The 24,079-nt window shown below is 72.3% G+C and carries 21 protein-coding genes; 11 read left to right on the forward strand and 10 right to left on the reverse strand.

Features of this window, described 5'->3' with window-relative positions; genetic code table 11:
- The first annotated feature begins 9 nt into the window (after window positions 1-9).
- The 4 genes from dapD to ABD268_RS21420 all read left to right on the forward strand — a co-directional run bounded on the left by dapD (window position 10) and on the right by ABD268_RS21420 (window position 4,890).
- Complete coding sequence (gene dapD / locus ABD268_RS21405) at window positions 10-963, forward strand: 2,3,4,5-tetrahydropyridine-2,6-dicarboxylate N-succinyltransferase (protein ID WP_344157483.1); 954 nt, start codon at window positions 10-12, stop codon at window positions 961-963.
- Between the two features lie 3 nt (window positions 964-966).
- Window positions 967-1,929 (forward strand): VldE C-terminal domain-containing protein, encoded by a 963-nt coding sequence (locus tag ABD268_RS21410; protein ID WP_344157486.1) that lies wholly within the window; start codon window positions 967-969, stop codon window positions 1,927-1,929.
- Between the two features lie 55 nt (window positions 1,930-1,984).
- On the forward strand, window positions 1,985-3,478 hold the full coding sequence (locus ABD268_RS21415) for a helix-turn-helix domain-containing protein (protein WP_344157489.1): 1,494 nt from the start codon (window positions 1,985-1,987) through the stop codon (window positions 3,476-3,478).
- A 179-nt stretch (window positions 3,479-3,657) separates the two neighbouring features.
- Window positions 3,658-4,890: a calcium-binding protein gene (locus tag ABD268_RS21420; RefSeq protein WP_344157492.1), complete on the forward strand. Its 1,233-nt coding sequence runs from the start codon at window positions 3,658-3,660 to the stop codon at window positions 4,888-4,890.
- Window position 4,891: 1 nt separating this feature from the next.
- Here ABD268_RS21420 and dapC read toward each other — a convergent pair whose 3' ends face one another.
- Both dapC and fdxA read right to left on the reverse strand, forming a co-directional pair.
- Window positions 4,892-6,025 (reverse strand): succinyldiaminopimelate transaminase, encoded by a 1,134-nt coding sequence (gene dapC, locus ABD268_RS21425; protein ID WP_344157576.1) that lies wholly within the window; start codon window positions 6,023-6,025, stop codon window positions 4,892-4,894.
- Complete coding sequence (fdxA, locus tag ABD268_RS21430) at window positions 6,022-6,348, reverse strand: ferredoxin (protein ID WP_344157495.1); 327 nt, start codon at window positions 6,346-6,348, stop codon at window positions 6,022-6,024. Before fdxA ends, dapC begins: the two co-directional genes overlap by 4 nt.
- 66 nt (window positions 6,349-6,414) lie before the next feature.
- On the opposite strand from fdxA, the gene ABD268_RS21435 reads away from it, so the two are divergent.
- The gene (locus ABD268_RS21435) at window positions 6,415-7,341 is read left to right on the forward strand and encodes a GNAT family N-acetyltransferase (protein WP_344157498.1); all 927 of its coding nucleotides are present in this window, start codon (window positions 6,415-6,417) and stop codon (window positions 7,339-7,341) included.
- 11 nt (window positions 7,342-7,352) lie between these two features.
- Here the strand turns inward: ABD268_RS21435 and ABD268_RS21440 are convergent, their stop codons facing one another.
- Window positions 7,353-8,351 carry a DUF389 domain-containing protein gene (locus ABD268_RS21440; protein WP_344157501.1) on the reverse strand — a complete coding sequence of 333 codons (999 nt, stop codon included), beginning with the start codon at window positions 8,349-8,351 and terminating at the stop codon, window positions 7,353-7,355.
- A 238-nt stretch (window positions 8,352-8,589) separates the two neighbouring features.
- Here ABD268_RS21440 and aspS point away from each other — a divergent pair, with 238 nt between their 5' ends.
- Both aspS and ABD268_RS21450 read left to right on the forward strand, forming a co-directional pair.
- Window positions 8,590-9,927: an aspartate--tRNA(Asn) ligase gene (gene aspS, locus ABD268_RS21445; RefSeq protein WP_344157504.1), complete on the forward strand. Its 1,338-nt coding sequence runs from the start codon at window positions 8,590-8,592 to the stop codon at window positions 9,925-9,927.
- Between the two features lie 78 nt (window positions 9,928-10,005).
- Complete coding sequence (locus ABD268_RS21450; RefSeq protein ID WP_344157507.1) at window positions 10,006-11,112, forward strand: sulfite oxidase; 1,107 nt, start codon at window positions 10,006-10,008, stop codon at window positions 11,110-11,112.
- On the opposite strand, the gene ABD268_RS21455 is transcribed toward ABD268_RS21450, so the two are convergent.
- The 3 genes from ABD268_RS21455 to mshB are packed head-to-tail and all read right to left on the reverse strand — an operon-like array spanning window position 11,079 to window position 14,073.
- Window positions 11,079-12,782: a VanW family protein gene (locus tag ABD268_RS21455; protein WP_344157509.1), complete on the reverse strand. Its 1,704-nt coding sequence runs from the start codon at window positions 12,780-12,782 to the stop codon at window positions 11,079-11,081. The two genes, ABD268_RS21450 and ABD268_RS21455, sit on opposite strands and share 34 nt — an antisense overlap.
- A complete protein-coding gene (locus tag ABD268_RS21460; RefSeq protein WP_344157512.1) occupies window positions 12,779-13,174 on the reverse strand; it encodes a hypothetical protein in 396 nt (131 codons plus the stop codon). Before ABD268_RS21460 ends, ABD268_RS21455 begins: the two co-directional genes overlap by 4 nt.
- Window positions 13,174-14,073, reverse strand: a complete 900-nt coding sequence (mshB, locus tag ABD268_RS21465; RefSeq protein ID WP_344157515.1) for an N-acetyl-1-D-myo-inositol-2-amino-2-deoxy-alpha-D-glucopyranoside deacetylase — start codon at window positions 14,071-14,073, stop codon at window positions 13,174-13,176. Before mshB ends, ABD268_RS21460 begins: the two co-directional genes overlap by 1 nt.
- A gap of 95 nt (window positions 14,074-14,168) precedes the next feature.
- Here mshB and ABD268_RS21470 point away from each other — a divergent pair, with 95 nt between their 5' ends.
- Complete coding sequence (locus ABD268_RS21470; protein ID WP_425573781.1) at window positions 14,169-15,062, forward strand: excalibur calcium-binding domain-containing protein; 894 nt, start codon at window positions 14,169-14,171, stop codon at window positions 15,060-15,062.
- Window positions 15,063-15,081: 19 nt separating this feature from the next.
- Here ABD268_RS21470 and ABD268_RS21480 read toward each other — a convergent pair whose 3' ends face one another.
- Complete coding sequence (locus tag ABD268_RS21480) at window positions 15,082-15,396, reverse strand: hypothetical protein (RefSeq protein WP_344157518.1); 315 nt, start codon at window positions 15,394-15,396, stop codon at window positions 15,082-15,084.
- 168 nt (window positions 15,397-15,564) lie between these two features.
- Here ABD268_RS21480 and ABD268_RS21485 point away from each other — a divergent pair, with 168 nt between their 5' ends.
- Window positions 15,565-16,437 (forward strand): alpha/beta fold hydrolase, encoded by an 873-nt coding sequence (locus tag ABD268_RS21485; protein ID WP_344157521.1) that lies wholly within the window; start codon window positions 15,565-15,567, stop codon window positions 16,435-16,437.
- A gap of 55 nt (window positions 16,438-16,492) precedes the next feature.
- Here ABD268_RS21485 and ABD268_RS21490 read toward each other — a convergent pair whose 3' ends face one another.
- Window positions 16,493-17,740 carry an HNH endonuclease signature motif containing protein gene (locus tag ABD268_RS21490; RefSeq protein ID WP_344157524.1) on the reverse strand — a complete coding sequence of 416 codons (1,248 nt, stop codon included), beginning with the start codon at window positions 17,738-17,740 and terminating at the stop codon, window positions 16,493-16,495.
- 59 nt (window positions 17,741-17,799) lie between these two features.
- The gene (locus ABD268_RS21495) at window positions 17,800-18,189 is read right to left on the reverse strand and encodes a (deoxy)nucleoside triphosphate pyrophosphohydrolase (protein ID WP_344157527.1); all 390 of its coding nucleotides are present in this window, start codon (window positions 18,187-18,189) and stop codon (window positions 17,800-17,802) included.
- A 39-nt stretch (window positions 18,190-18,228) separates the two neighbouring features.
- Between ABD268_RS21495 and ABD268_RS21500 the strand changes: the two genes are divergently transcribed.
- Complete coding sequence (locus ABD268_RS21500) at window positions 18,229-19,332, forward strand: hypothetical protein (protein ID WP_344157530.1); 1,104 nt, start codon at window positions 18,229-18,231, stop codon at window positions 19,330-19,332.
- Between the two features lie 302 nt (window positions 19,333-19,634).
- Here ABD268_RS21500 and ABD268_RS21505 read toward each other — a convergent pair whose 3' ends face one another.
- Entirely contained in the window at window positions 19,635-22,166 is a 2,532-nt protein-coding gene (locus ABD268_RS21505) for an Ig-like domain-containing protein (protein ID WP_344157533.1), read from the reverse strand.
- A 329-nt stretch (window positions 22,167-22,495) separates the two neighbouring features.
- Between ABD268_RS21505 and ABD268_RS21510 the strand changes: the two genes are divergently transcribed.
- The gene (locus tag ABD268_RS21510) at window positions 22,496-24,046 is read left to right on the forward strand and encodes a hypothetical protein (RefSeq protein ID WP_344157536.1); all 1,551 of its coding nucleotides are present in this window, start codon (window positions 22,496-22,498) and stop codon (window positions 24,044-24,046) included.
- Window positions 24,047-24,079: the final 33 nt, after the last annotated feature.

The following is a 24,079-nucleotide window of genomic DNA, read 5'->3' on the forward strand; positions in this document are numbered from 1 at the left end:
TGCTCGCCCATGACCTCCCCTGTCACCGGCCCGGCCTGGGGCTTCAGCCTCGCCACCCTCGACGCGAACGGCACCGTCCTGGACGTGTGGTTCCCCGCGCCCGCACTGGGCGCGAAGCCGGGCGATGCGTCGGAGCCGGAGGAGCTGGTCGCGCTGGCGGGCAAGGACGACGTACGCCGGGTCACCCGCGAGGTGCGCCTGGTCGAGGTGGCCGACCTGCAGGCCGCCCCGGGCTCGACCGAGGACGCCTGGCTGCGGCTGCACCTGCTCTCGAGCCGGCTCGTCGCGCCCCAGTCGATCGCGATGGACGGCATCTTCGGGCTGCTCACCAACGTGGTGTGGACCTCGGCCGGCCCGTGCGCCGTCGAGGGCTTCGAGGCCACCCGCGCCCGCCTGCGCGGCGCCGGCCAGCACGTCACCGTCCTCGGCGTCGACAAGTTCCCGCGGATGGTCGACTACGTGCTGCCGACCGGCGTGCGGGTCGCCGACGCCGACCGGGTGCGCCTCGGCGCGCACCTGGCCGAGGGCACCACGGTGATGCACGAGGGCTTCGTGAACTACAACGCCGGCACGCTCGGCGCCTCGATGGTCGAGGGCCGCATCTCGGCGGGCGTCGTGGTCGGCGACGGCTCCGACGTCGGCGGCGGCGCCTCGATCATGGGCACCCTGTCCGGCGGTGGCAAGGAGGTCATCGCGATCGGTGAGCGCTGCCTGCTCGGCGCCAACGCCGGCATCGGGATCTCGCTCGGCGACGACTGTGTCGTGGAGGCCGGCTGCTACGTCACCGCCGGCACCAAGGTCACCGTCAAGGACATGGACGGCAAGCCCAAGGTGGTCAAGGCGCTGGAGCTCTCGGGCGCCAGCAACGTGCTGTTCCGCCGCAACTCGGTGACCGGCACCATCGAGGCCGTGCCGTGGAAGAGCGAGGGCGTCGAGCTGAACGCCGCCCTCCACGCCAACTAGCCCATGCGGCTGCGGACCGCCGCCGCGCTGGTCGGCGCGGCGGCGCTCGGGGTCGTCGGGGTCACCGGCTACTTCGTGCTGCACCACGTCGGGCCGCTGCTGCCGACCCAGGAGTGCACGGCGACCGTGGGCGGGCACACCGTCGACCTGAACACCGAGCAGGCCGAGAACGCCGCCCTGATCGCGGCCGTCTCGGTGCAGCGCGGGATGCCCGCGCGCGCCGCCTCGATCGCGCTCGCCACGGCGTACCAGGAGTCCAAGCTCTACAACCTCGAGCAGGGCGACCGCGACTCGCTCGGGCTCTTCCAGCAGCGCCCCTCCCAGGGCTGGGGCACCCGCCAGCAGATCCTCAACCCCTACTACTCGACCAGCGCCTTCTACGACGCGCTGGCCAAGGTCGACGGCTACGACACGATGCGGATCACCAAGGCCGCGCAGGAGGTGCAGCGCTCCGGCTACCCGGAGGCGTACGCCGACCACGAGGCCGACGCCCGGGTGCTGGCCTCGGCGCTCACCGGCAACTCGCCGCACGCGTTCAGCTGCGTGGTGACCGGCGACGTGCCGTCGGCCGGGGACCGGCTCAACGACGCCGGGCTGACGCACCGCGCCGACGTCGTACGCCGTGAGGTCGAGGCGGTCTTCGGGGAGCAGTCCCTCGGCGGATTCGCGCCCGGCGGGGTCAAGGACGGCCACATGGAGGGCTCGACCCACTACGAGGGTCGCGCGATCGACATCTTCGTGCGCCCGATCAGCCCGGCCAACAAGGTCAAGGGCTGGGCGATCGCGCAGTACCTCGTCGCCGAGGCCGACCGGCTCTCGATCCAGACGGTCATCTTCGACGACCGGATCTGGAAGTCCGGCTCCCAGTCGAAGGACGGCTGGCGCGACTACGACCCGCCGGAGAGCTCCGGCGACCGGGCCGTCCTCGAGCACCGCGACCACGTGCACGTCGACGTCTTCGACTGACACCTGATCCTGGGGGAACTCGGCGTCGGCGGAGCCGATGCCTGATGATGGGACCGTGCCCCGTGTCTCGGAGACGGTCGACGACCGGACCCCCATCACCGCGTCGCGCATCGACGTGGCAGCCCGCGTCGGCTGGCTGCTGCGCACCCACCGCAGCGTCGCGGGGCTGTCGCTGCGGCAGATGTCGGCCGCGCTGAAGGAGCACGGCGTCTCCCTGTCGGCGGCCACGCTGAGCCGGATCGAGTCCGAGGGCCACCCCTCACCGGCGGCGCTGGACGGGTACGCCCGGGTCCTCGGCCTCCCCCAAGGTGCGCTGCGGGCGCCGACGGAGCTCCTGTGCCGCACCTTCCCCTACGCCCCGGGAGCCGGCTCGAGAGTGGCCTCCGGCGGCCTGGAGGAGTTCAGCCGGGCCTTCGAGGCGATCGACGTCGCGAACCCGACGGGCGCCGCCTGGCAGGAGTTCGCCCACCAGCACGCGCACGGCGCCTTCGGCCTCCCCCGCACGTTGGTCGAGCCCCACGTCCGCCGTCTGGCGATCGAGCTGACACGGTCGAGCGGCGTCGCCCGGTTCACCCGCGTCGAGGCGCTGTCCACGCTGCGCTGCAGCGCGTACGGCGACGTGGTCGAGGACGTGGCGCGGTCGATCGTGCTCGCCCCCGACGCCCAGAACACCTGGGACCTCGTCGCGGCCGTCACGGAGCGCCCGACCCCGAAGGTGCTCGACTGCCTGGCGAGCCTCCTGCGGCACCCCTCGCTCTACGTCGCGCAGGGGGCGTCGTACGGGCTCCAGGGCATGCTCGTCATCGGCGGCCTGGGCCTCGAGCCGTGGAGGGGCCTGCTCCCCCACGTGGAGGCGGCCTGGCGCGAGGGCGGCGAGGACCGCCGGGCGATGTTCACGCAGCTGTGCGCCGCGCTGCCGCCGGTCCTGCAGAAGGAGCTGCAGGCGAGCTGCCCGCGCGAGCAGACGACCCACTGCGGCCCCGCCGTCTGGTCCCGGAGCCGGCAGAACCTCCACTACGTGGGAGCGGAGTGCCTCGCCCGGACCGTCACCACCCGGATGTCCCACCCGGAGGAGCCGCTGCTGGCCCGGCTGCTGTTCGAGGCGCTGTTCGACCCCCGCGGGGTGCGGATGTCCACCGCGACCTACACGCTGGCCTTCTCACCCTTCGCCGCCACCCTCGTCGACGTGCTCCTCGAGAAGCGGGACGGCCTGCCCGACGACGCCGCCCGGGCCTCGGCGCTCCGGGTCGCGGCGTTCTGCCACGAGGGCGAGCCCCCCGCCGGAGTGACCGACCTGCTGGGGTCGCTCGACGAGACCGTGCTCCAGCACGTGATGGCCTTCTACAGCCGCGGCAGCCGTCCGGTGCCGCAGGCGCTCGTGGACCGGGGACTCTCCGGCGGGGAGCTGACGGTGCGTCGGACGCTGTGCTGCCTCGGCCTGCTCGGAGACCCCCGCCTCCGGAAGGTCGCGGCGGACCCGGCCCTGCCGCGGGAGACGCGGGGTGGGGCTCGCTGGTGGATCGAGCAGGGGCGCCGGGTCCCCGTCTGAGGGTGACCGGAGCGGCTGCCTGTCCCCCGTACAGGCAGCTCGGCTCCGCCCGGAACGGCTCCAACGTGAGGGGAGCCGCAGCCAGGCAGGAGGCTAGGCGACGAGGACCCCTCGAGGGCGCGTTGTTGCACCGGGGCGAACACCCGGAACACCCGCGGCGCAGCCTCTAGGCTGCCCGCATGCGCGCCATCGGGGGGACACTCACCGCGGTGCTGCTCGTGGCCGGCACGGCCGCGCTGGGTGGGGACGGATCTGCGGACGCCTCCGCGAACCCCTGCGCGGCGGCCACCGTGGTCGGCACCGGTGGTGACGACGTGCTCCAGGGCACCGAGGGCGACGACGTCATCGACGGTCGCGGCGGCGACGACCGGATCCTCGGGCTCGGCGGTGACGACGTGCTGTGCGGCGGCGAGGGGCAGGACCGGCTGCTGGGCGGCGCGGGCGCCGACACGCTGCACGGCGGCACCGACGCGAAGGTCGTCGAGGACACCGAGTACTACGTCTACTACGGCGACACCCTGGACGGGGGCGCCGGCGACGACGTCCTCGACCCGGGCTCAGACGGCCGCCACGAGGGCACGGTGGACACGATCACCTACGTCCACGCACCCCAGGCGGTCACGGTCGACCTCGGCGCCGGCACCGCGACCGGTGTCGGCGACGACACCCTCCTCGGGCCGGTCGCGACCCTGGTGGGCTCGGCGTACGACGACACGCTGACCGGCAGCGACGCGGCCGAGACGATCGTCGGCAGCGGCGGACGCGACCGGCTCGTGGGCCTGGGCGGCGCCGACCTGCTCGCGGGAGGCTCATGGGGCGCGGGCGACGACGACCGCGTCGGCAACCTGCTCCTGGGCGGGCCCGGCCGCGACGAGCTGCACGGCTCCGCGGGCGACGACGAGATCCACGGCGGTCGCGGCAACGACCTCGTCCAGGGCGAGGGCGGCCGCGACCGGACCTTCGGCGGAGCCGGTGACGACAGCTTCAACGACCTGGTGTTGCCGGGAGGGGCCCAGGCCGTCCACGGCGGCCGCGGCCGCGACAGCCTCTCCGCCTTCGGTTACGCCGACGCCGGCGGGCACGAGCTGCGCCCCGTGCGCGGGCTCACCGACCTGCGCGAGGGCGTCACCCGCGCCCGCTTCACCGACCGCAGCGTCACGGTCACGACGGCCGGCATCGAGAACGTCAACACCCCGCGGGCGAGGCTGTGGACCGTCCGCGGCACCGGCGGCCCCAACGAGCTCATCGCCGGCTTCGACCACACCGCCGTCCGCCTGTACGGGCTCGCGGGCGACGACCGGCTCTACGGCTCGTTCGAGGACGACGTGCTCGACGGCGGTCCCGGCCACGACGAGGGCAGCGGCTGGACCGGCCACGACCGGATCCGGTCGATCGAACGGCTCCGCGGCTGAGCTACAGCGCCAGCCGCGCGACCGCCGCGTCGATCCGCTCGTCGGTGGCGGTGAAGGCCACCCGGACGTGCCGGGCGCCGGCCCGGCCGTAGAAGCTGCCGGGCGCGGCGAGGATGCCGCGCTCGGCCAGCCAGGAGACGGTGTCCCAGCAGTCCTCGTCTCCCCCCTCGGTCTGGCGGGAGGCCCACAGGTAGAGCGACGCCTCGGAGTGGTCGATCCGGAACCCCGCGGACTCCAGCGCCTCGCGCAGCTTCGCCCGGCGGGCGGCGTACCGCGCGTGCTGCTCGAGCACGTGGTCGTCGTCGTCCAGCGCCGCGATCATCGCCGCCTGCTGGGGCGCGGGCATCTGCAGCCCGAGGTTCTTGCGTACCGCGAGCAGCTCACCGACCAGCGCGGGGTCGCCGGCCACGAACGCGCACCGGTAGCCCGCGAGGTTGGACCGCTTCGACAGCGAGTGGACCGTGAGGATCCCCTCGGTCGAGCCGCCGGACACCGAGGGGTGCAGCACGGAGACCGGCGTCGCCTCCCACGCACACTCGATGTAGCACTCGTCGGAGACCAGGACCGTGCCGCGCTCGCGGCACCAGTCGACGACCTTCTTGAGGTGCTCGACGGGGAGGACCCGTCCGGTCGGGTTCGACGGGGAGTTCAGCCACAGCAGGGCCGGCGTCTCCGGTCCCATCGAGGTCAGCGAGTCGGTCGCGACGGCGCGCGCCCCGGCCAGCACCGAACCCACCTCGTAGGTCGGGTAGGCCAGCGCGGGGTAGGCGATCAGGTCGCCCGCGCCCAGGCCGAGGTGACCGGCCATCGAGGCGATCAGCTCCTTGGAGCCGACCACGGGCAGCACCGCGTCGAGGCCGAGGCCCTCGACGCCGTGCCGCCGCGAGAGCCAGTCCAGGCAGGCCTGCCGGGTGTCCACCCGCCCGATCGTGGTCGGGTAGCCCGGCGCGTCGGCCGCCTCGCACAGCGCGTGCTGGACGACCGCCGGGGTCGGGTCGACCGGCGTACCGACCGAGAGGTCGACGATGCCGTCGGGGTGCGCCCGCGCCGTGGCGGCGTGGGTCGTGAGGTTGTCCCAGGGGAAGTCCGGGAGCCGGCTCGAGACGGTGCCGAGCCGGCTCGAACGCGGGCTCAGGAGTCCTGGTTCTGCGGCGGCAGGGCAGCGACGAACGGGTGGTCCTTGTCGATCTCACCCATCTTGGCGGCTCCACCGGGCGAGCCCAGGTCGTCGAAGAACCCCACGTTGGCCGTGTAGTAGTCCTTCCACTCCTCCGGGGTGTCGTCCTCGTAGAAGATCGCCTCGACCGGGCAGACCGGCTCGCAGGCACCGCAGTCGACGCACTCGTCGGGGTGGATGTAGAGCATCCGCTTGCCCTCGTAGATGCAGTCGACGGGACATTCGTCGACGCACGCCCGGTCCTTGAGATCGACGCACGGCTGGGCGATGACGTAGGTCACCAGATCCTCCTGAGGGAGCACGGGACAGCACAACTGTTCGGACAACAGACAGCCTAGTATCCCGTCGTGCCAGACTCCCCGGAAGCCCACCGCTTGGGCCCCCACGTGGTGGGGGTGCGCGTCGTCGTACGCCGGGTGCTGCCCGGCGAGACCGGCCCCTCGGGCGGTCCGGCGATGACCGACGTCCTCGGGATCTGCACCGCGTGGGGCGAGGGCCCCTCCGGTGAGGGTTACTGCGTGATCGCCCCCGAGACCGGCGACCCGGTGGAGATCCGGCTCGCCGACATCGTGTCCGGCAAGCCGGTCCCCCCGCGCCCCTCGGTCCGGCACCGGGTCAGCACCCGTGCCGCGGAGCAGCACACGATCAACCTGTGGCCGCGTCTGGAGACCGAGCCCCTGGGCGAGTGGGTCCTGCGCCACGACCCGGCACCGGTCGGGCGGCTGCGCAAGCGGGCCAGCTCGTGCCTGGCGATCGGCGACCCGGGGGTCGACCTGGCCGAGGCCACCGACCGGGTCCGGACTTTCTACGAGGCCCGGGACCGGCGGGTGCTGGCCCAGGTCGAGCACGGCTCGGAGGTCGACGACGCGCTCGTCGCGGCCGGCTGGGCCCCGGTGCCGGACGGTGACGCCCACTTCCTCATCGCCTCCCTCGCCCGGGCGCTGCGGTCGGCACGGGCCGCGGGCACCGGCGACGAGCCCCGGCTCACCGAGGACGACGACCACGCGCTGGTCGAGCTCGGCGACGTGGCGGCCGGCCGGGCCACCCTCGACGGGGACTGGCTCGGCCTGCACTCGCTCACCGTCGAGGAGTCACACCGCCGCCGCGGGCTGGGTACGACGGTGCTCGCGGCGCTGCTGGACTGGGGGGCCGAGCGCGGCGCGACGACGGCGTGGCTGCACGTCGAGGTCGACAACGCGCCGGCGCTGGCGATGTACGAGCGGCTGGGGTTCCGCGTCCACCACACCTGCCGCTACCTGACGCCCGACCTCTAGCCCTCGGCCTTCTAGCCCTCGGCCTTCTGGCGCCGGGGCTTCAGCCCGCCGCGTGGCTGCCGTTGCCCGAACAGCCGCTCGGCCTGCGTCGTGACCCAGGTCCAGCTGGTGCGCATCACGGCCAGCACGACCACGCCGGCGATGACCATGCCGAGGACGTTCGTGCCGAGCTGCTCGAGGGACCCGACGATCTCCGAGCTCTGCCACAGCCCCAGCCCGAGGGCCAGGTTGCCGGCGGCGGGCACGGTGGTCACGCTGATGAAGACGCCGACCATGGTGGCGGTCTTCTCGATCGCCAGCGCCAGCACGCCGGCCGCCCCGGCGACCAGCGCCACCACGAACGACCACATGTCGGGGTGCCAGATGAAGCCGGTGTTCGGCCGGGGCCGGGTGATCATCTCGGCGTCCAGGGCGCCGGTCAGGCTGACCAGCCAGGCGAGCACCGCCACGACGCCGACCGCGAAGGCGAAGCTGAACACCAGCAGCTGCAGGCTGCGTCCCACCAGCCCCCAGCGCGCGAAGACGATCCCGACGGAGGCGGCCGCGATCGCACTGAACTCCGGGCCCACGACCATGGCCCCGACGACCAGGATCGCGGAGTCGGTGATCACGGCGATGGCCGCGAGGATGACCGCCAGCACCAGGAACACGACGTACGACACCGTGGGCTGGGCGCCGTCGTCCGCCTTGGCCTCCACCGACTCCCAGATGACCGCGTCGTCGGGGTGGCCGGGCGCGAGCTCCTCGAGCCGGGACGCCTCTGCGAAGGGGGTCGACAGCGGGGTGGAGAGGACGATGCCCCCGCGCTCGTCGAGGCCGAGCTCGTTGAGCTGGTGCAGGACCACGCCGGCCTTCTCCCGCGCCACGTCGCACTCGATCAGGTCGCCCTCCGGGTCGACGCAGATCCCGCTCTCGAGGGTCACGTTGGTGACGCACTCGGCGTCCACGAGCAGGTCCCGCACCCGGTCCGAGAGGTCGTCGGGCACGGTGAGGCGGAAGTGGACGAGCACGGCGACAGCGTACGGCGAATTCCGGTTTCCCCCGGGCCTGCGGCCGACCTAGGATCTGGGTGGCTCACGCGAGGACTGACGACCCTCCCCCTGCCCGCCAGGGAAGCGTGGCCCGCGCGTACGGCGTACCGACGAGAGGCCGGCTCCCCGACGGGGTCTCCGGCGAAGGTGTGGTGGCACCGCGACCTTGCCCCCGCCCACACCTCCAGGGCTTCCGCAGCTACTGGAGGTGAAGGACATGAGACCCATGGTCTCGACACGCTCGACCACCGAACCGCGCACCCTGAGCGCAGAGCTCCCCCACATCACGCCCGGACAGACCGTCCGGCTGCAGGGCTGGGTCCACCGCCGTCGCGAGCTCGCGGCCCTGACCTTCCTGGTCCTGCGCGACCGGACCGGGCTGGCCCAGGTCGTGGTCAAGCCCGGCCCCGCGGGGATGCCCGAGGTGCCGCCGGAGGAGACGACGGTCGAGGTGACCGGCGTGGCGACCGCCAACCCGCAGGCACCCGGCGGCATCGAGGTGACCGAGCCGGTGATCACGGCGCTGACCGAGCCGGCCGCGACGCCGCCGGTCGAGCTGTGGCGCCCGGCCCTGAACGCCTCGCTGCCCACGCTGCTCGACCACGCCCCGGTGACCTGGCGGCACCCGGCCCAGCGGGTGAAGTGGGAGCTCGCGGCGGCCTCGCTGCGCGGCTTCCGCGACACCCTCGACCGGGCCGGCTTCACCGAGATCCACACCCCGAAGTTCGTGGCCTCGGCGACCGAGTCCGGGGCCAACGTCTTCGAGGTCGACTACTTCGGGCGGCCGGCGTACCTCGCCCAGAGCCCGCAGTTCTACAAGCAGCAGATGGTCGGCGTCTTCGAGCGGGTCTACGAGGTCGGGCCGGTCTTCCGGGCCGAGCCGCACGACACGGTGCGGCACCTGGCCGAGTACGTCTCGCTGGACGCCGAGCTGGGCTTCATCGAGGACCACCGCGACGTGCTGCGGGTGCTCCGCGACGTGCTCGCCGGCATGGTCGCCGCGATCCACGAGCACGCCGGGCCCGCGGTCGAGCTGTCCGGCGCGGAGATCCCGGTGGTGCCCGAGGAGATCCCGGTCATCCACTTCCGCGACGCGCTGAAGCGGGTCGGGGCGCCCGAGGACGAGCCCGACCTCGCCCCCGAGCACGAGCGGGCGCTCGGCGCCTGGGCGCGCGAGGAGCACGGCAGCGACTTCGTCGCGGTCGAGGGCTACCCGATGGCGAAGCGGCCCTTCTACACCCACGGATGGTCTCGACCGGCTGGACCCTCGGAGGAGGACCGCTGGTCGAACAGCTTCGACCTGCTCTTCCGCGGGCTCGAGCTGGTCACCGGCGGCCAGCGCCTGCACCGCCCCTCGGCGTACGACGCGGCGATCCGCGCCCGCGGCGAGGACCCGGCGGCGTACGCGTCGTACCTCCAGGCCTTCGAGCACGGCATGCCGCCGCACGGAGGGTTCGCGATCGGGCTGGAGCGCTGGACCGGCCGCCTGGTCCGGGCCGCCAACGTGCGCGAGGTGACGCTCTTCCCGCGCGACCTCAACCGCCTGGCCCCCTGAGCCGCTGGCGCACGAGCGACGGGACGGCCCAGCGGCGCGCCAACTCGACTAAATACAGTTGGTTTGTATGCTTACCGCATGCTGCGATGCTCCCTGGGCCGTCCCCTCGACGGCGGTGACTGGTTCGTCCACCACGGCACCGACGTCGAGACCCGGTGGGACGCCGACGTCCCGCACCTGACGCCGAACGACCGGTTCTTCGTGCGCAACCACACCCGACCGCCGGTGGTGGACGTGCACAGCTGGCGGCTGCTGGTCACCGGCGACGGCGTCCTGGGCGAGCGGACCTACTCGCTGGCCGACCTCCAGTCCTTCACCAGCAGGACCTACGAGCGCGCCCTGGAGTGCACCGGCAACGGCCGGCGGCTCTTCGCCGACCAGCAGGGCACGCACCGGCCGGGCACCCAGTGGGGGCTGGGCGCGATCGGCGTCGCGCGCTGGACGGGCGTCCCGCTCTCCACCGTGCTGCGGCACGCCGGACTGCGGCCCGAGGCCGTGCAGGTGATGCCGGTCGGCCTCGACGAGCCGTACGTCGAGGACGGCGTCGACCACGGCCGGGTCCGTCGACCGCTCCCGATCGCCAAGGCGCTCGACGACACGATCATCGCCTGGGCGATGAACGACGAGCCGCTGCCCGTCGACCACGGCTTCCCGGCCCGGCTGGTCGTGCCGGGCTGGGTCGGCATCGCCAGCATCAAGTGGCTCGGCGAGCTGCGGGTGACGACCAGCGTGGTCGACTCGCCGTGGAACACCCGGTGGTACCGGATGCACGGCGAGGGGTGGGCCGGGCCGGACGCGGTGCTGGACCGGATGCCGCCCAAGAGCGCGATCGACGCGACGGGGCCGCTCGAGGCCGGCCGGCTCGCGGTGCTGCGCGGCCGGGCCTGGTCCGGCGACGCGTCGATCCGGATGGTCGAGGTCAGCACCGACGGCGGGCGCACGTGGGACGAGGCCCACCTGACCGGGGCCAACGAGCCCTCGTGCTGGGTCGGGTGGGAGCACCCGTGGACGCCTCCCGCGGCCGGCGAGCACGTGCTGATGACCCGCGCCACCGACAGCCTGGGCCGGACCCAGCCGGACCGGGCGCCGGCCAACGACGACGGCTACCTGTTCTCGGCCGTCGTGCGGCACCCGGTGACCGTCGCGGCACCCTACTTGCAGACCACCGTGTCCGAGGGGGTGTAGCGGGTGTGGAACACCTCGTTGTGGTGCAGGCTGCTGCGGCCGTGCCGACGGAAGTGCCGGGTGACGTCCACGTCGAAGCCGTCGTACCCGGTGTTCGGGTAGCAGTCCTCGGTCTTCAGCGTGCGCGTCCTCGGCGGCACGAAGCGGTAGCGCCGGGAGGTGGTGGAGGTGATGTCCCAGTACTTCGTGGACCACATCGACACCGTGACCACGCCCTGGCTCGACGGGGTGCTGGGGGTGACGTGGGCGTCGATCAGCACGCCGTACGGCGTGTCGTTGCGGAAGCGCAGGTCCACCGAGCCCCAGGCGACGGTGGCCTCGCGGCCGACCGGGTAGCGGTCGATGTAGAAGGAGTGCGGCTTGTGCTCGACGTCCTCGAGCCCGGCGAAGTACATCGCGTTGAACAGCGTGGTCGCCATCTGCGAGACCCCGCCACCGAGGTCCTCCTTGAAGATCCCGTCGCTGATGATGAAGCCCTCGGTGAAGCCGTTCGCGCGGGTGCGCTCACCGACGGTGCCGTTGAGGGAGAACGTCTCCCCCGGCTCGAGCACGGTGCCGTCGACGATCTCGGCGGCCCTGCCGATGTTGGTGTTGCGGTACTCCGCGTAGGGGAAGTACGTCGTGAACGACGAGACCTTCTCGCGGATCCGCAGCTTGCGGGCGTCCTTGGTGGTGAAGTCCGGCTCGGCGACGCGGGCCTTCACCTTCATCGAGCGCTTCCCGAGGTCCCGGGTCACGAGCTGCAGGAAGGCGTCGTTGACGTCGCGCTGGTGGTAGACGACGCCCGGCTTGGCCGGCACCACCTTCGGCCTGCCGTCGACCAGCGTGACGCGCGCGTCGACGGGCGCTCCGTCGGCCGCGACCGCGTCGCCGACGAGCTTGCGCAGGACGGCCTCGTCGAGCTCCGGGACCAGCCGGCCGTTCTCGGCGCGCATGGCGAGCGCCGGGGCGTACTCGCGGGGCTGCAGCCGCACCGGCGTCCTGCCGAAGAGCAACCGCACCGAGCCGGACATCGCCGGGTTCGCGAAGCGGGTCATCGCCTTCTGCACGTCGGCTCCGTCGATGTCGGGGGCCTGGTCGTGGAGGGTGAGCGCGGCGACCGGGTCGTCCTGGAGGTACGCCGCCTCGAGCGCCGCCCGGGTCTCGTCGGGGTCGAGCCGCTCCCCGACCACGGGGTCGGTGACCTTGATCCGGTCGCGGCCGAGCTCGATGGCCCCGTCGGTGGCCGGGGTACCGGCGGCCGCGTCGAGCCGTGCCACCAGCGCGTCCATGCGGCCCTGGTCCACGGTGATGACGGGGTCGAGCTCGTCGCCACCGGCGTAGTGGTCCCACAGCCGCGACAGCTTCCAGCTCTGCTCCTCTGCGACCTGGTCGACCGAGGCGGCGAAGTCGACACCGAGCCCCGCCGCGCGCGGGGAGACTCGCTGGGTCTGCCCGTCGATCGTCACCGTGATGGCCCGGTGGGTCCGCTCGCGCAGGCCCGCGCGGAGCGCGACGAAGGCTGCGGAGTGGGTGCGACCGCCCACGTCCACCCCGGCGATCGTCGTGCCGCGGGGCGTCCGGTCGGCGGCGGCGTAGTACGCCGCGGCGTACCCGCCGCCGAGCATGATCGCCAGCACGAGGATCAGGACGAGGACGACCCGTCCGCCTGCCCGCTCCCGCTCGCTCACGGCGCCGAGTCTAAGGAAGCCGGTGGGGCGGTCCGGGGCTCACGCGCCGGGGCCGGCGTGGTTCGACGGCTCGGACGCGGCAGCGTGGCGATCCCGACCACGAGGACCAGGAGGGCGAGCCCCACCAGCGCGTAGCCGCGTGCGTCCGAGCTGATCGCGTAGCCGCCGTCGACCCGCGGCCCGACCACCAGGCCGACGAACCCGGCCCAGGCCAGCGCGAAGGGCAGCCGCGACCACCAGCCCGGCGGGAGCGCCACCAGGGTCACCAGGGTGGCCGCCGCGGCGAGCGGCAGCCCCCAGGAGATCTGGTGGACGGCGACCGAGGCCAGTGCGGTCCCGGCGCCCACCACGAGCAGCCCGGCAGCCGCCGCGGCCCGGGCCAGGGTGTGCATCAGAGCCCGGCGAACAGGTCCGTCTCGAACCCGTCCTGACCCACGGGCCCCGGCGTGCCCTTGGCGATCCGGAAGTACTCGATGCCCCAGGCGGTGCTGCCCACGTTGTTGGACAGCGCGAAGAACGGCCCGTCGGTGGTGATCTGGGTGGCGTGCGCCCTCATCGCGGCCATCTTGTGGTCGATGAACTCCTGCGCGTCCACGGCCGCGGTGAGGTCCTCGTCCTTGATGGCGAAGTACGGCAGCGGCCCCTCGGGGTCCATCCCCTCGAAGGAGGTGGTGTCGCCGGCCTCGCGCAGCATCCGCAGCCCGGCGCGCAGCCGGCTCTCGGACATCGCGCCCCAGTAGATCTTGGCGATGTCCCAGGCCTCGCCCAGGTCACGGCGGTACGACGGCACCGCCGCGAGCTGCGCGGCGTACATCGCGACCCGGTGGGCCTGGATGTGGTCGGGGTGGCCGTAGCCGCCGAACTGGTCGTAGGTGACCAGCACCTGCGGACGCACCTCGCGGATCACCCGGACCAGGTGGTCGGCGGCCTCGGTGAGGTCGGCGTGCCAGAAGGCGTTGTCGTGGACGTCGTCGGCGGCGACGGCGTGGCCGTCCGCGTGCCACTTCATGCCGGAGTCGCGGTAGGTGCCGAAGCCGCCGAGCCAGCGGTAGTCGGTGACGCCGAGCTCCTTCATCGCGTCCGCGAGCTCGCCGCGCCGGTGCTCGGCCAGCTCCTCGGGGCTCAGGTGCTCGAGCTCGGGCACCAGGATCTCGCCGAGCTCGCCGGCGGTGCAGCTCACCAACGTCACCCCGCGGCCCTCGGCGACGTACTTCGCCATGATCGCGCCCTGGTTGATCGACTCGTCGTCGGGGTGGGCGTGGACGAGCAGGAGGCGCTGGTCGGCGGTCATGCCTTCGATCCTAGTGAGGCCCCCCGCGTGGCCGAGACGCGGAACCGGCACCATTGCCCCCCGTGATGGGGTGGAGGAACGCACGAGGCCGGGCCGTGGTCGTGGCAGCAGTGCTCGGAGCCGCGCTCGCGTCGGGGCTCTCGGCGTGCACGCTGCCGGCCGAGCCGGGCTCCGCCGGCCCGCGGCAAGGCGGCAGTACGTCGGTCGCGGGCGGAAGCGCGAGGGCGGCGCTCGAGCGGCTGCCGGTGAAGGGGCGGGCGCCGATGACCGGCTACGACCGGGACCGGTTCGGCCCGGCGTGGCTCGACGCCGACCGCAACGGGTGCGACACCCGCAACGACGTGCTCGCCGCCCACCTGACCCATTTGGTGCTGGAGCCCGGCACCCACGACTGCGTGGTCACCTCCGGCGACCTGGCCGACCCGTACACCGGCACCGCCGTCCACTTCGTCCGGGGCGACGGCACCCTGGTCGACATCGACCACGTCGTCGCGCTCGGCAACGCCTGGGTCACCGGCGCCTTCAAGGAGCCGGTGCGGGAGCGCGCGGCGCTGGCCAACGACCCCCTCAACCTGCTCCCGGTCGACGCGTCTGCCAACCGCCAGAAGGGCGACGCCGACGCGGCCACCTGGCTGCCCCCGGACAAGTCGTTCCGTTGCCGCTACGTGGCGCGTCAGGTCGCGGTGAAGGCGAAGTACGACCTGTGGGTGACGCCGCCGGAGCGCGCGGCGATCGAGCGGGTGCTCGACGCCTGCCCCGGGCAGCGGCTGCCGGCGGACTCCGGCGCGCCCGTGCTCGCGCCCGTGCGGGTCACCGACCCCGCCTCACCCTCTGCCTCGCCCTCTGCCTCACCCTCTGTCTCGCCCGGATCGGGCGCCTTCGCGAGCTGCGACGCGGCCCGGGAGGCCGGCGCGGCGCCGCTGCACCGGGGCGACCCCGGCTACTCCTCGCAGCTGGACGGCGACGGGGACGGGGTCGCCTGCGAGTGAGGACAGGCGGCAGAGGCGGTCACCTGGTGTCGGGCCGCTTGATCCGCTTCGGCGCGGTCGGCAGGTCCGGCACCGCGTCACCCGACCCCCGGTGACCGGCTGTCCCCCGGTGATCGAGCTTGTCGAGATCATCCTCGTCGAGCCACCCGTCGTACTCGTCGACGAGCAGCTCGAGCACGATCGAGGGCGCGTCGGTGAGGATCGCCCAGGGGTGGTCCTCGTCGTCGTCCTCGCCGGCCAGCCGCTCACGCACCAGCGTGGCCTCGTAGCCGTCGTTCAGGAGCCGGGCCTGCACGGCCCGGGCGTCGTCCTCGTCGAAGAAGATGCCGCGCACGCGCCCAGTCTCGCCGAGGCACACCCGGCCGGAGCCACCGGGCTGCCCTCCGTTCCAGGCGCGCGGCATCGGCGTCGGGATACACCGCACGGGTGATGTGCGGGGACGTGGCCGCGGCGACGATGAGGCATGAGGTGCGGGGGCAGGGTCCTGACCTGGGGGCTTGCGGTGGCTACGGCTGCGACCCTCTTGGTGTCCGGCTGCTCCGACGACTCATCCTCCAGCTCCAGCACAGGAGACGGCGACTCCTCCTCAGGGGCGAGCCCGACGGCGACCCGGGCCGGGTCGTCGGAGACGACCGGAGCGGGGCTGTCCGGCAGCATCGACGTCGGCGGTCGCTCGCTGCAGCTGACCTGCAACGGCCTGGGCGCGCCGACGATCCTGCTCGAGGGTGGCGAGGGCCAGCCCGGCGGGGCCCTGGCGGCCATCCGCACGGCCTACGAGGCGAAGCACCTCGTGTGCACCTACGACCGGGCCAACGTGGGCGCCAGTGACCCCGCCCCCACCCCCCGCAAGGCCACAGCAATGACGGCCGACCTGCACCGGCTCCTCCGGCAGGCCGACGTACCCGGCGACTACGTGCTGGTCGGGACGTCGGCCGGCGGCCTGCTCGTGCAGGCCTATGCACGCGCCTACCCCGACGAGGTCGCCGGCGTCGTCGCCCTCAATCCCGTACCTCCCTGGGACCAGTGGTCCACGCTCGGGCTCCGCGAGATGTCACCCCAGGAACGGACAGGCGAGAAGGCCTACTACGCCGGCGAGAACGGCGAGTCCCTGGACTACCGGGACCTGAGCGCCGCGGTCGCGGCGGCCCCCGCGCCGCCAGGCGTCCCGTTCCACTTGGTGATCTCCACCATCGCGCAGTGCGAGAGCCCGCACGACGTGTGCTCGCGGACCTATCCGGCCTACGAGAAGATCATGCGAGCGGTGAGTCAACAGTGGCCGGGCGGAAAGATCGACGAGGTGCAGGCCGGGCACGAGATCCATCTCGACAACCTGCCCGCGGTGCAGGCAGCCGTCGATGACGTGCTGAGTCGCTGACCGACCCACCAGCTCAGCTCACCAGCCTGCTCGAAAGCGGGGCACTCCGCGGAACTCACGTCCGCCTGGTGAACCTGACGTCGCCGCTGGCAAGCCGGCTCATGTCGAACCGTTCGTCGTGGGCACGGTGGTGGTGCCAGGGACAGAGCAGGACCCCGTCGTCGAAGTCGGTCCGGCCACCCTGGCTCCAGGGCCGGAGGTGGTGGGCCTCGCACCAGGCGGCGGGGATCGAGCAACCCTCGGTGCGGCACCGCCGGTCGCGGACGGCCATGGCCTTGCGCTGGCCGGGGCTGAACAGGCGGCGGGCGCGGCCGAGGTCGAGCACCTCGCCCTTGCCGCCGAGGACCACGGGAAGGATGTCGGCGGTGCAGGCCAGCCGCCGGGCCTCGGCGGCGGTGATCCGGTCGCCGCTGCCCAGGTCGGCGGCCCCGAGACCGGACGTGAGCTGGTCGAACGGGATGGTGACCATCACGCTGGTGGCGGTGCCGCCGTGCTGGGGCAGCACCTTCGCCGGCAGCCGCTCGAGCAGCGCACAGAACGCCTCGCCCAGCCGGCGCGGGTAGGGCAGCCGGGCCTGCTCGTCCGCCGGGTCGGGCCGGCCGGGCTGACGCGGCGAGGTGAATGACTCCAGATAGACCTTGAGCCGCGCCGCTACATGCTCGGGCACCCGGATCCGGATGTCGGTGGCACCGTCTCCGCGGGCATGCATCGACAGCGACGTGGCCCGCCGCGCGGCCCGCTCCTCGGACTCGAGCTTCTTTCGCTCCTCCTCCTCGGCGATCTCGGGCGCCAGCTTCTCGAGGACCGATTCCCCCAGAACCTTGAGCTCCCGCGGCGCGAACTCCGCGGTCTGCTCCACGAGGTACTCCTCGGCTCGACCGAGCAGCGCCGGGCCGAGCCGCTCAGGCAGGGCATCGAGGGCCCGCACCAGCACCGTCGCCTGCGCCTCGGTCGCCCGCCCGTCCAGGAACGCGGCAGCGAGCCGGGGCCAGCGGCGGTCCAGCGCCTCCCCCAGCCGCGCCGCCCGGGCCGTCTCCCGGGAGTCCACCCGCATCGCCAGCTCAGCCCACGCGGCGACGTTGCGCGCACCGGTGTCGACCGCGACGTCGTCGGCGTTCGCCAGCAGCCGCAGCTGGACCGCGCGCAGCTGCTCCACCGCGCCCGTGACGACCAGCAGCGCCGCCCGCTTCTCGGCGGTGTTCAGGTACGCCGGGTCATGCTGAGCGGCCTGCTCGACCTGCTGCAGCACCGCGTGCACGTCGCCCAGCAGCGGGTGCTTCAGCGGGAGCGGGTCGACGGCCATGCCTCAGTCTAGGCCGTCTTGACACATTATTCGAGCACATTTTCGAATCTGTGGAGAAGTCAGATGGGCACCCGCAGAAGGGCCCTGAGCTCGGCCAGGAACGGCCGGTCCGGCTCGAGCCAGTCGACGTCGTCGAGCTCCTCGGCGGCCAGCCACCGCACGGCGTCGTGCTCGTGCGGCACCGGCTCGCCCGCGACGATCCGCACGACCGCGACGGTGAGCCGGTGCGTCGTACCGATCGGGACGGCGCCCTCGAGCCACCGCTCCACCGACACCGCGCAGCCGAGCTCCTCCTCGATCTCACGCACCACCGCGTCGTCCGGCGACTCCGCGCCCTCGACCTTGCCGCCCGGGAACTCCCAGCGGCCGGCCGCCGCCGCGGGTCGGGTACGACGAGCCGCCAGGACCCGCCCGTCCCGCACGATGGCGGCGCCGACGACAGGATGCATGGCCCGGACGCTAGCCCACGCTCCCCTACGGTGGGCGTCATGCCGCAGTCAGCCGACCTCTCCACCCGGGGCCTGCACCTCACCCGGTCCGACGAGGACACCGCGAGCATCGACGCGCTGGCCGACCTGCTGGGTGGCCGCGTCGGCCTCGACGGCGTGCTCGACGACCTGGACCGGCGGGCCCGCCGCGGCCTGGCGCCGGGGCTCGCGGCGAGACACGCGTTGACCTGGGACCGCGAGGACCGGCGTACGACGCGCTGGTGGCCGCAGGGCATCTCGAGCTCCTCGGACGCCTCCGAGACCGAGACCGTGGGCGGCCGACGGGTCGTGGTGGTGTCCTGGTACGCGAAGGAGAGCGACGGCGAGGCCCCGCAGGGCTCCCGGCTCACCTTCCTCGACCTCGACACCCGCCGCTACCGACACGTCCTCCTCGTCACGCCGACGCCGACGCCGGCGACGGACGGCTCCGTGCGGCTGGAGCCGCTGCGCGTGCACGCCGGCGGACTCGTCTGGTGCGGCCCGTGGCTGCACGTCGCCGCGACCGGGCGCGGGTTCCTGACCTGCCACGTCGACGACCTCCTGCACGTACCCGACGAGATGGCCAGCGGTGACACCTCGCGGCTGGCCGTCGACGGCGACCGGGTGTCGTCTTTCGGGTACCGCTACCTCCTGCCGGTCCGGCTCGCCCACCGCGCCGGCACCGAGGAGGGCCACGAGCGGCTGCGCTACTCCTGCCTCTCCCTCGATCGGAGCACGACGCCGCCGGAGCTGCTCGTGGGTGAGTACGGCCGCGGCGACAAAACCCGTCGACTGGCCCGCTTCGCCTTGGCCGCCGACAGCCTGCTGCCCGCCGTGGACGAGGACGGCCTGTCCCGGCCGCGGGTGCTCGACGAGCGCGGCGTCCCCGGCACCCAGGGCGCGGTAGTCGTCGGCGGGGACTGGTTCCTGACCGTCTCGCACGGTCCGATGAAACCGGGATCGGTGTACGTCGGGCGGCCCGGCGCCTTTCGCCGGCGCCGCTGGGCGACCCCGATGGGGCCCGAGGACCTCACCTACTGGCCCTCGACGGACACCCTGTGGTCGGTCACCGAGCACCCGCGCCGGCGCTGGATCTTCGCGATGCGTCGCTCCCGACTGACCTGACCGATTCGTCGATCGGCCTGTCCACCAGCGGCGGTCGAGCTTGTCGAGACCCCGAAATGCCACAAGGCGCCACTCGTGGTGGCGCCTCGTTACGGGGCTTCGCGGATCACATGCCCTAGGGTGAGACAGGCGGTCCGGACCATTCTCGCGCAGCGGCAAACAGAGAATGGCCCGGACCGCGTCTGTGTGTCCCGACTTTTTTGGTTCAGATGGTGCTGGGGTGTGCGGGAGCAGCGCCCCCTGGGAGAGCTCGCTCCGGGGCACTTGCGTGCCCCGGAGCTCACTCACTTGTCGCTAGGCGATCAGCGAACCTTCTTGGTGTTCGTCTTCGCGGCCTTGTTCGCGTCGGTCCCGAGGACCTTGGCGATGTACTTCGTGACCTTGTTGCCGTTCTTGTCGGCGGCGACGAACTTCGCGTTGCCCCACTTGTTCACGGTGCCCTCGTCAACCAGAACCTTCTTGCCGTTCTTGTTGAACTTCCAGAGCTTGACGGTTGCGCCCTCGGCCACCTTGTCGGTGTGAACCTTGAGCTTGTCGTCCTTGGCGCCGTTGCTCTTGCCCTTGAGGACCGCAACGATGTCCGAGGGGCCAGACGGCGCGGGCGCCGCCTTCACGGTGGTGGTGGCGGTGGCGACGTTCGACGACGCCGCCAGGCCCTCGCCGTCCTTGGTGGACGAGTCGGCGTGGAGGCGGTCAGCCGCCGCACCGAACTGCGTGTTGTACCAGTAGTCGGGAAGACCCGTGACCTTGATGGTCACGTCGCCCTCGGCGCCGCTGTCGACCTTCACGTTCAGGTTGATCTGACCGGCAGCGTTGGTCATCACGTCGCTGTCCTGGAACTGAGCCGGGCCGGAGACCTGGATGTTCAGCTGCTGGACAGGGATGTTCGGAACCGGGTTGCCGAAGGCGTCGGTGATGACCGCGGTGTAGGCGATCTGGGTAGCACCGTTCTCGACCTCAGCCGGGCCGCTGACCGTCACGTTGCGGGCGGAGTCCTGGTCGGTCTCGTCACCCACGGTCATCTGCGCCGTCTCGGTGCGGTGCGCCGACTCGACGGTCACGGTCACGACGCCGGACTTGGTGCCGACGATCTGGTAGCCAGACGCGGTGTTGAAGTCACCCGCGGCCGCGGTCACCGACGACGAACCCTCGGAGAGCTTGCTCTCGCCCGGCTCGAGGATCAGCGCGCCGTTGTCGACCGAGACGCTCATCTCGGCACCGGGCTCGGTGCTGTCGACGTCCAGGTCAGCGGCCTCGTCGCCCGAGTCGGCGACGGTGTCGGCCAGCGGCACGACGGTCACGTCGGACGCGTCGTAGTCCTTGGCCTCGGTGTCGGTGTCGGCGAGGCTGATCTTGTAGTCGCTGCCCATGCCGTCGACCGTGTACTTGATGGTGGCGTCGCCGCCCAGGTCAGTACCGGTGTTGTCGTACTGGTCCGCGAAGTAGCGGAACTCCACCGTGTCGGTGTCCCCCGCAGTGGCGTCCTTGTCGGTGAAGGTGAAGGTCGCCGACCCGTCGCTGCCAACCGGCTTCTTCTGCGTCGTCGCGGCGGTGTCGTTGTTCGCGCCGTTACGAGCAGCAGACAGGAAGCCCGTGGTGACCGGGAGGCCGAACTGGTCCAGAACCGTCGCGGTCACGTCGACCGAGCCGTCCAGCTTCGAGAAGTAGACGTCGGACGACGGCTCGACGGCCGTGGCCGCCGCGCGCTGGAAGTTCAGGGTCTGGTCGAACGTGTTCCCCGAGACGGTGATCGAGTCACCGGCCTGGATGCTGCCGGCGTCGGGGGTGATGACGACCGAGCCCACGCCGTTGGCGTCGAGCTTCGTCGAGACCTTGGTGGAGCCCTCGCCACCGAAGGTGACATTGCCGCTGGAGACGGTCAGGATGACGGTGCTGTTCTTGTCGTTCGCAACGTCGGTGGACTTGAAGTCGATGCGGATGCTCGACTGGTCGACGCGGACCGCAGTGGTGCCACCGTCGGTGCCGTTGCCGAAGCCGTCCCACGAGTCGGCGCCGGTCACGATGTCGACCTCGTCGGCCGTGATGACGGCCGCCTTGGTGACGTTGAGGGTCACCTTGTTCTTCACCGTCGGGGTGAGGGTGTCGACCAGGGTGATGTCGTGAGCACCGACAGTGTTGCCCGTGGCGGTGAAGGTGTCGGTGCCGAGCTCGGTGTCGGTCGCCGAGAGCGAGGTGTCGGACGGGGTGGCGTCGCCGTCGCCGGCGACCGTGATGCTGTCAGCGTTGAGGAGCTGGGTCGGCCGATCGGCGGCATCCAGGAGGGACACCGTGTAGTCGTCGCTCGCCACGCCCTGGACCGCCGACTGGCTGGCCGGCGAGACGTCGATCTTCGCAACCTTGCCCGAGGTCGACTGGTCGACCGTGGTGCGCGCCTCGTTTGCGTCAACCGTGTTGCTGTTGTTGTCGTCGACGTAGAGGGCGTAGTGGGCGGTGTCGCCGTCGTGGGGCGTGGTCACCGCAACGTGCAGCTTGACCTCGTCGTACCCGTCGTTCGGGTTCGAGTCGTTCGCGCTCTTGTCGGCGATGAAGGTCGCGTCCTTCACGAGCACCGTCTGGTTGGCGTTGTCCGCGGAGGACTTCAGGTCGGTGCCGATGGCCTTGATGTTGGCCTCGTCGCCGGCGGTCAGGCCTTTGGTCTTGAGGACGACGACGCCGCCGAGGTCCCCAGCGTTCAGGGTCGGGCCGACGGAGGCGACCGTGATGCTGTCGCCGACGGCGGCGGAAGCCGAAGAGGCGAGGAACGGAAGACCCGTCACCGCCAGAGCGGAGATGGCGCCAGCCGCCAGACCCCGCTTGATGCCGCTGCTGTTCATGATGTTCCTTCCGGAGTGAAGATTCGGCCGAGGCACTCCCCCGCCCGAGCATCGGGCCAAAAGTGGAAGGCCCTACGTGTCGCAGCACTCGTTCACGGATCCCGAGTGCCGGGATGGACGCTAGGGCTGTGGCGCCAATCACCGGGTTCTTGTTGCAGCGCAGGTTTATTTCTGCAATAAATGGGCAGCGACGCCGGATCACCGGCATGTCATTCGGGGGATCTAGGCGGGGGCCTGACATGAGCACGGACAGTTCCGACGGTTCAGCGCGTCGGCGGGGGCGGCCACAGCGACTGCCCGAGGACCGCTCGCCAATGCACTCCGGAGTCGTGGGGTGCGATCAGCGGATCGCCTGGCTGCTGACCACGTGCCGCATCCTCGGGCCCGATCCCGTCCTCGCTCGCCGCGACGGGTTCATCAAGGCGCTCGCAGAAAAGGGAGTCCATGTCGACAGCTCCCGGGTGTCCCGGTGGGAGTCGGGTCTCCAGCCGTTGCCGATGCGGGTCCCCGCGACGTACGAGTCGGTCCTCGGCGCGGCCGAGGGCTCCCTGGTGGCGGTGGTGGCCGGGCTGCGACGTGCGTTCGGCAACGGCACGACCCCCAAGGATGCCGCGGGTCGGGAGGGTGACCTCTCCGACGGCGACGTCGACCGGCTGATGAGCCTCACCGAGTCGGGTCGGGCGCACGGCGGGCAGTGGCTGCGGCTCGCCGGTCAGCTCAACCGCTACGACCGCGTCTACCTGCGCAAGCGGGACTGGCAGGACCTGTGCGGGCAGCTCGTCAGCGAGCTCGCGGCCTCGGTCGGCGTCGGCTACGTCCGCCGTTACGAGGCCGCCGCCTCGCTGATCCGCCACCCCCGCGCACAGCGCCACCTGACCCGGGCGCTCGGCAGCTTCGTGACCCACCCCGACACCCAGGTCGTCGCGCCCGTGCTCAACCTCCTGGCCGAGGTCACCGACGAGGCGGCGGGCGACCTGGTGCTGCGGATGCTCGGGTCCGAGCACCGGGACCTGCGCCGGGCAGCGGCGTCCGTCGCAGCGGTCAAGGTCGCGCGTGGGCACTTCGAGGCCGAGGCCCTCAAGCAGCTGGAGCCCCACGTCGTCGGCAGCCTGCGGCGGGGCGAGTCCCTCGACGGGCGTCTCGACTTCTTCGACCTCGCGGTCCAGCTCCCTGAGGACTGCTGGGACCGGATCCAGCCCGCCGTGCGCAACCGGCGCGCGTTCGACCTGGTCACCCGGTCACGACAGGGCGGCGAGCTGGTGCCCTGGACGCAGACCTCGACGGTGGTCAAGGAGGTGGCGTCGAAGGTCCAGGCCGAGACGCCCGCGCACCACCCCTCCGAGCCCGACCTGATGCTGCACCGTCTGCTGCGGGAGTCGCTGCTGCACGCCCACAAGGCACGCCGTCACCACGCGGCTCTGCTCCTCGCAGCCAGTCCGTACGCGCCGGCAGTCTCGCGACACTGCCTGGCGCTCGCGAAGCAGCAGAACGACCTGCTCGCTGCGCGCGCATGGACAGTGCTGATGCGGGTCGGCCACGGCGACCGTCAGGACCAGGTCGTTCTTCAGGCCATGGCCGAGCCTCGTGCCTCGATCCGGGCGCGGGCGCTGGTGAACGTGGGCCTCATGGATGTCCCCCTACGACCCGATGAGGCCCAGGTCCTGTGGAGCCAGCTCGACGGCGCGACCAAACCGGTCGAGCGGCAGGCCACGATGTTCGCGCTCGGGATGGCCGGCGCGGCCAAGGTGGCCGAGCTGGCCAAGGACGAGTCGGACTGGCCGGGTCGCAGCGCACGCTGGTGGCTCGACCAGGGACCGGCCCGGCACGACCCGGATGTCGGCGGTCCGGCCGACTCCCAGCAACTTGCCCCAGCCCGGTGATAACTTGACGCCACCCTTGACGGTTGGCTCGGG

This window comes from Nocardioides koreensis, from assembly GCF_039531775.1.
GTDB lineage: Bacteria > Actinomycetota > Actinomycetes > Propionibacteriales > Nocardioidaceae > Nocardioides > Nocardioides koreensis.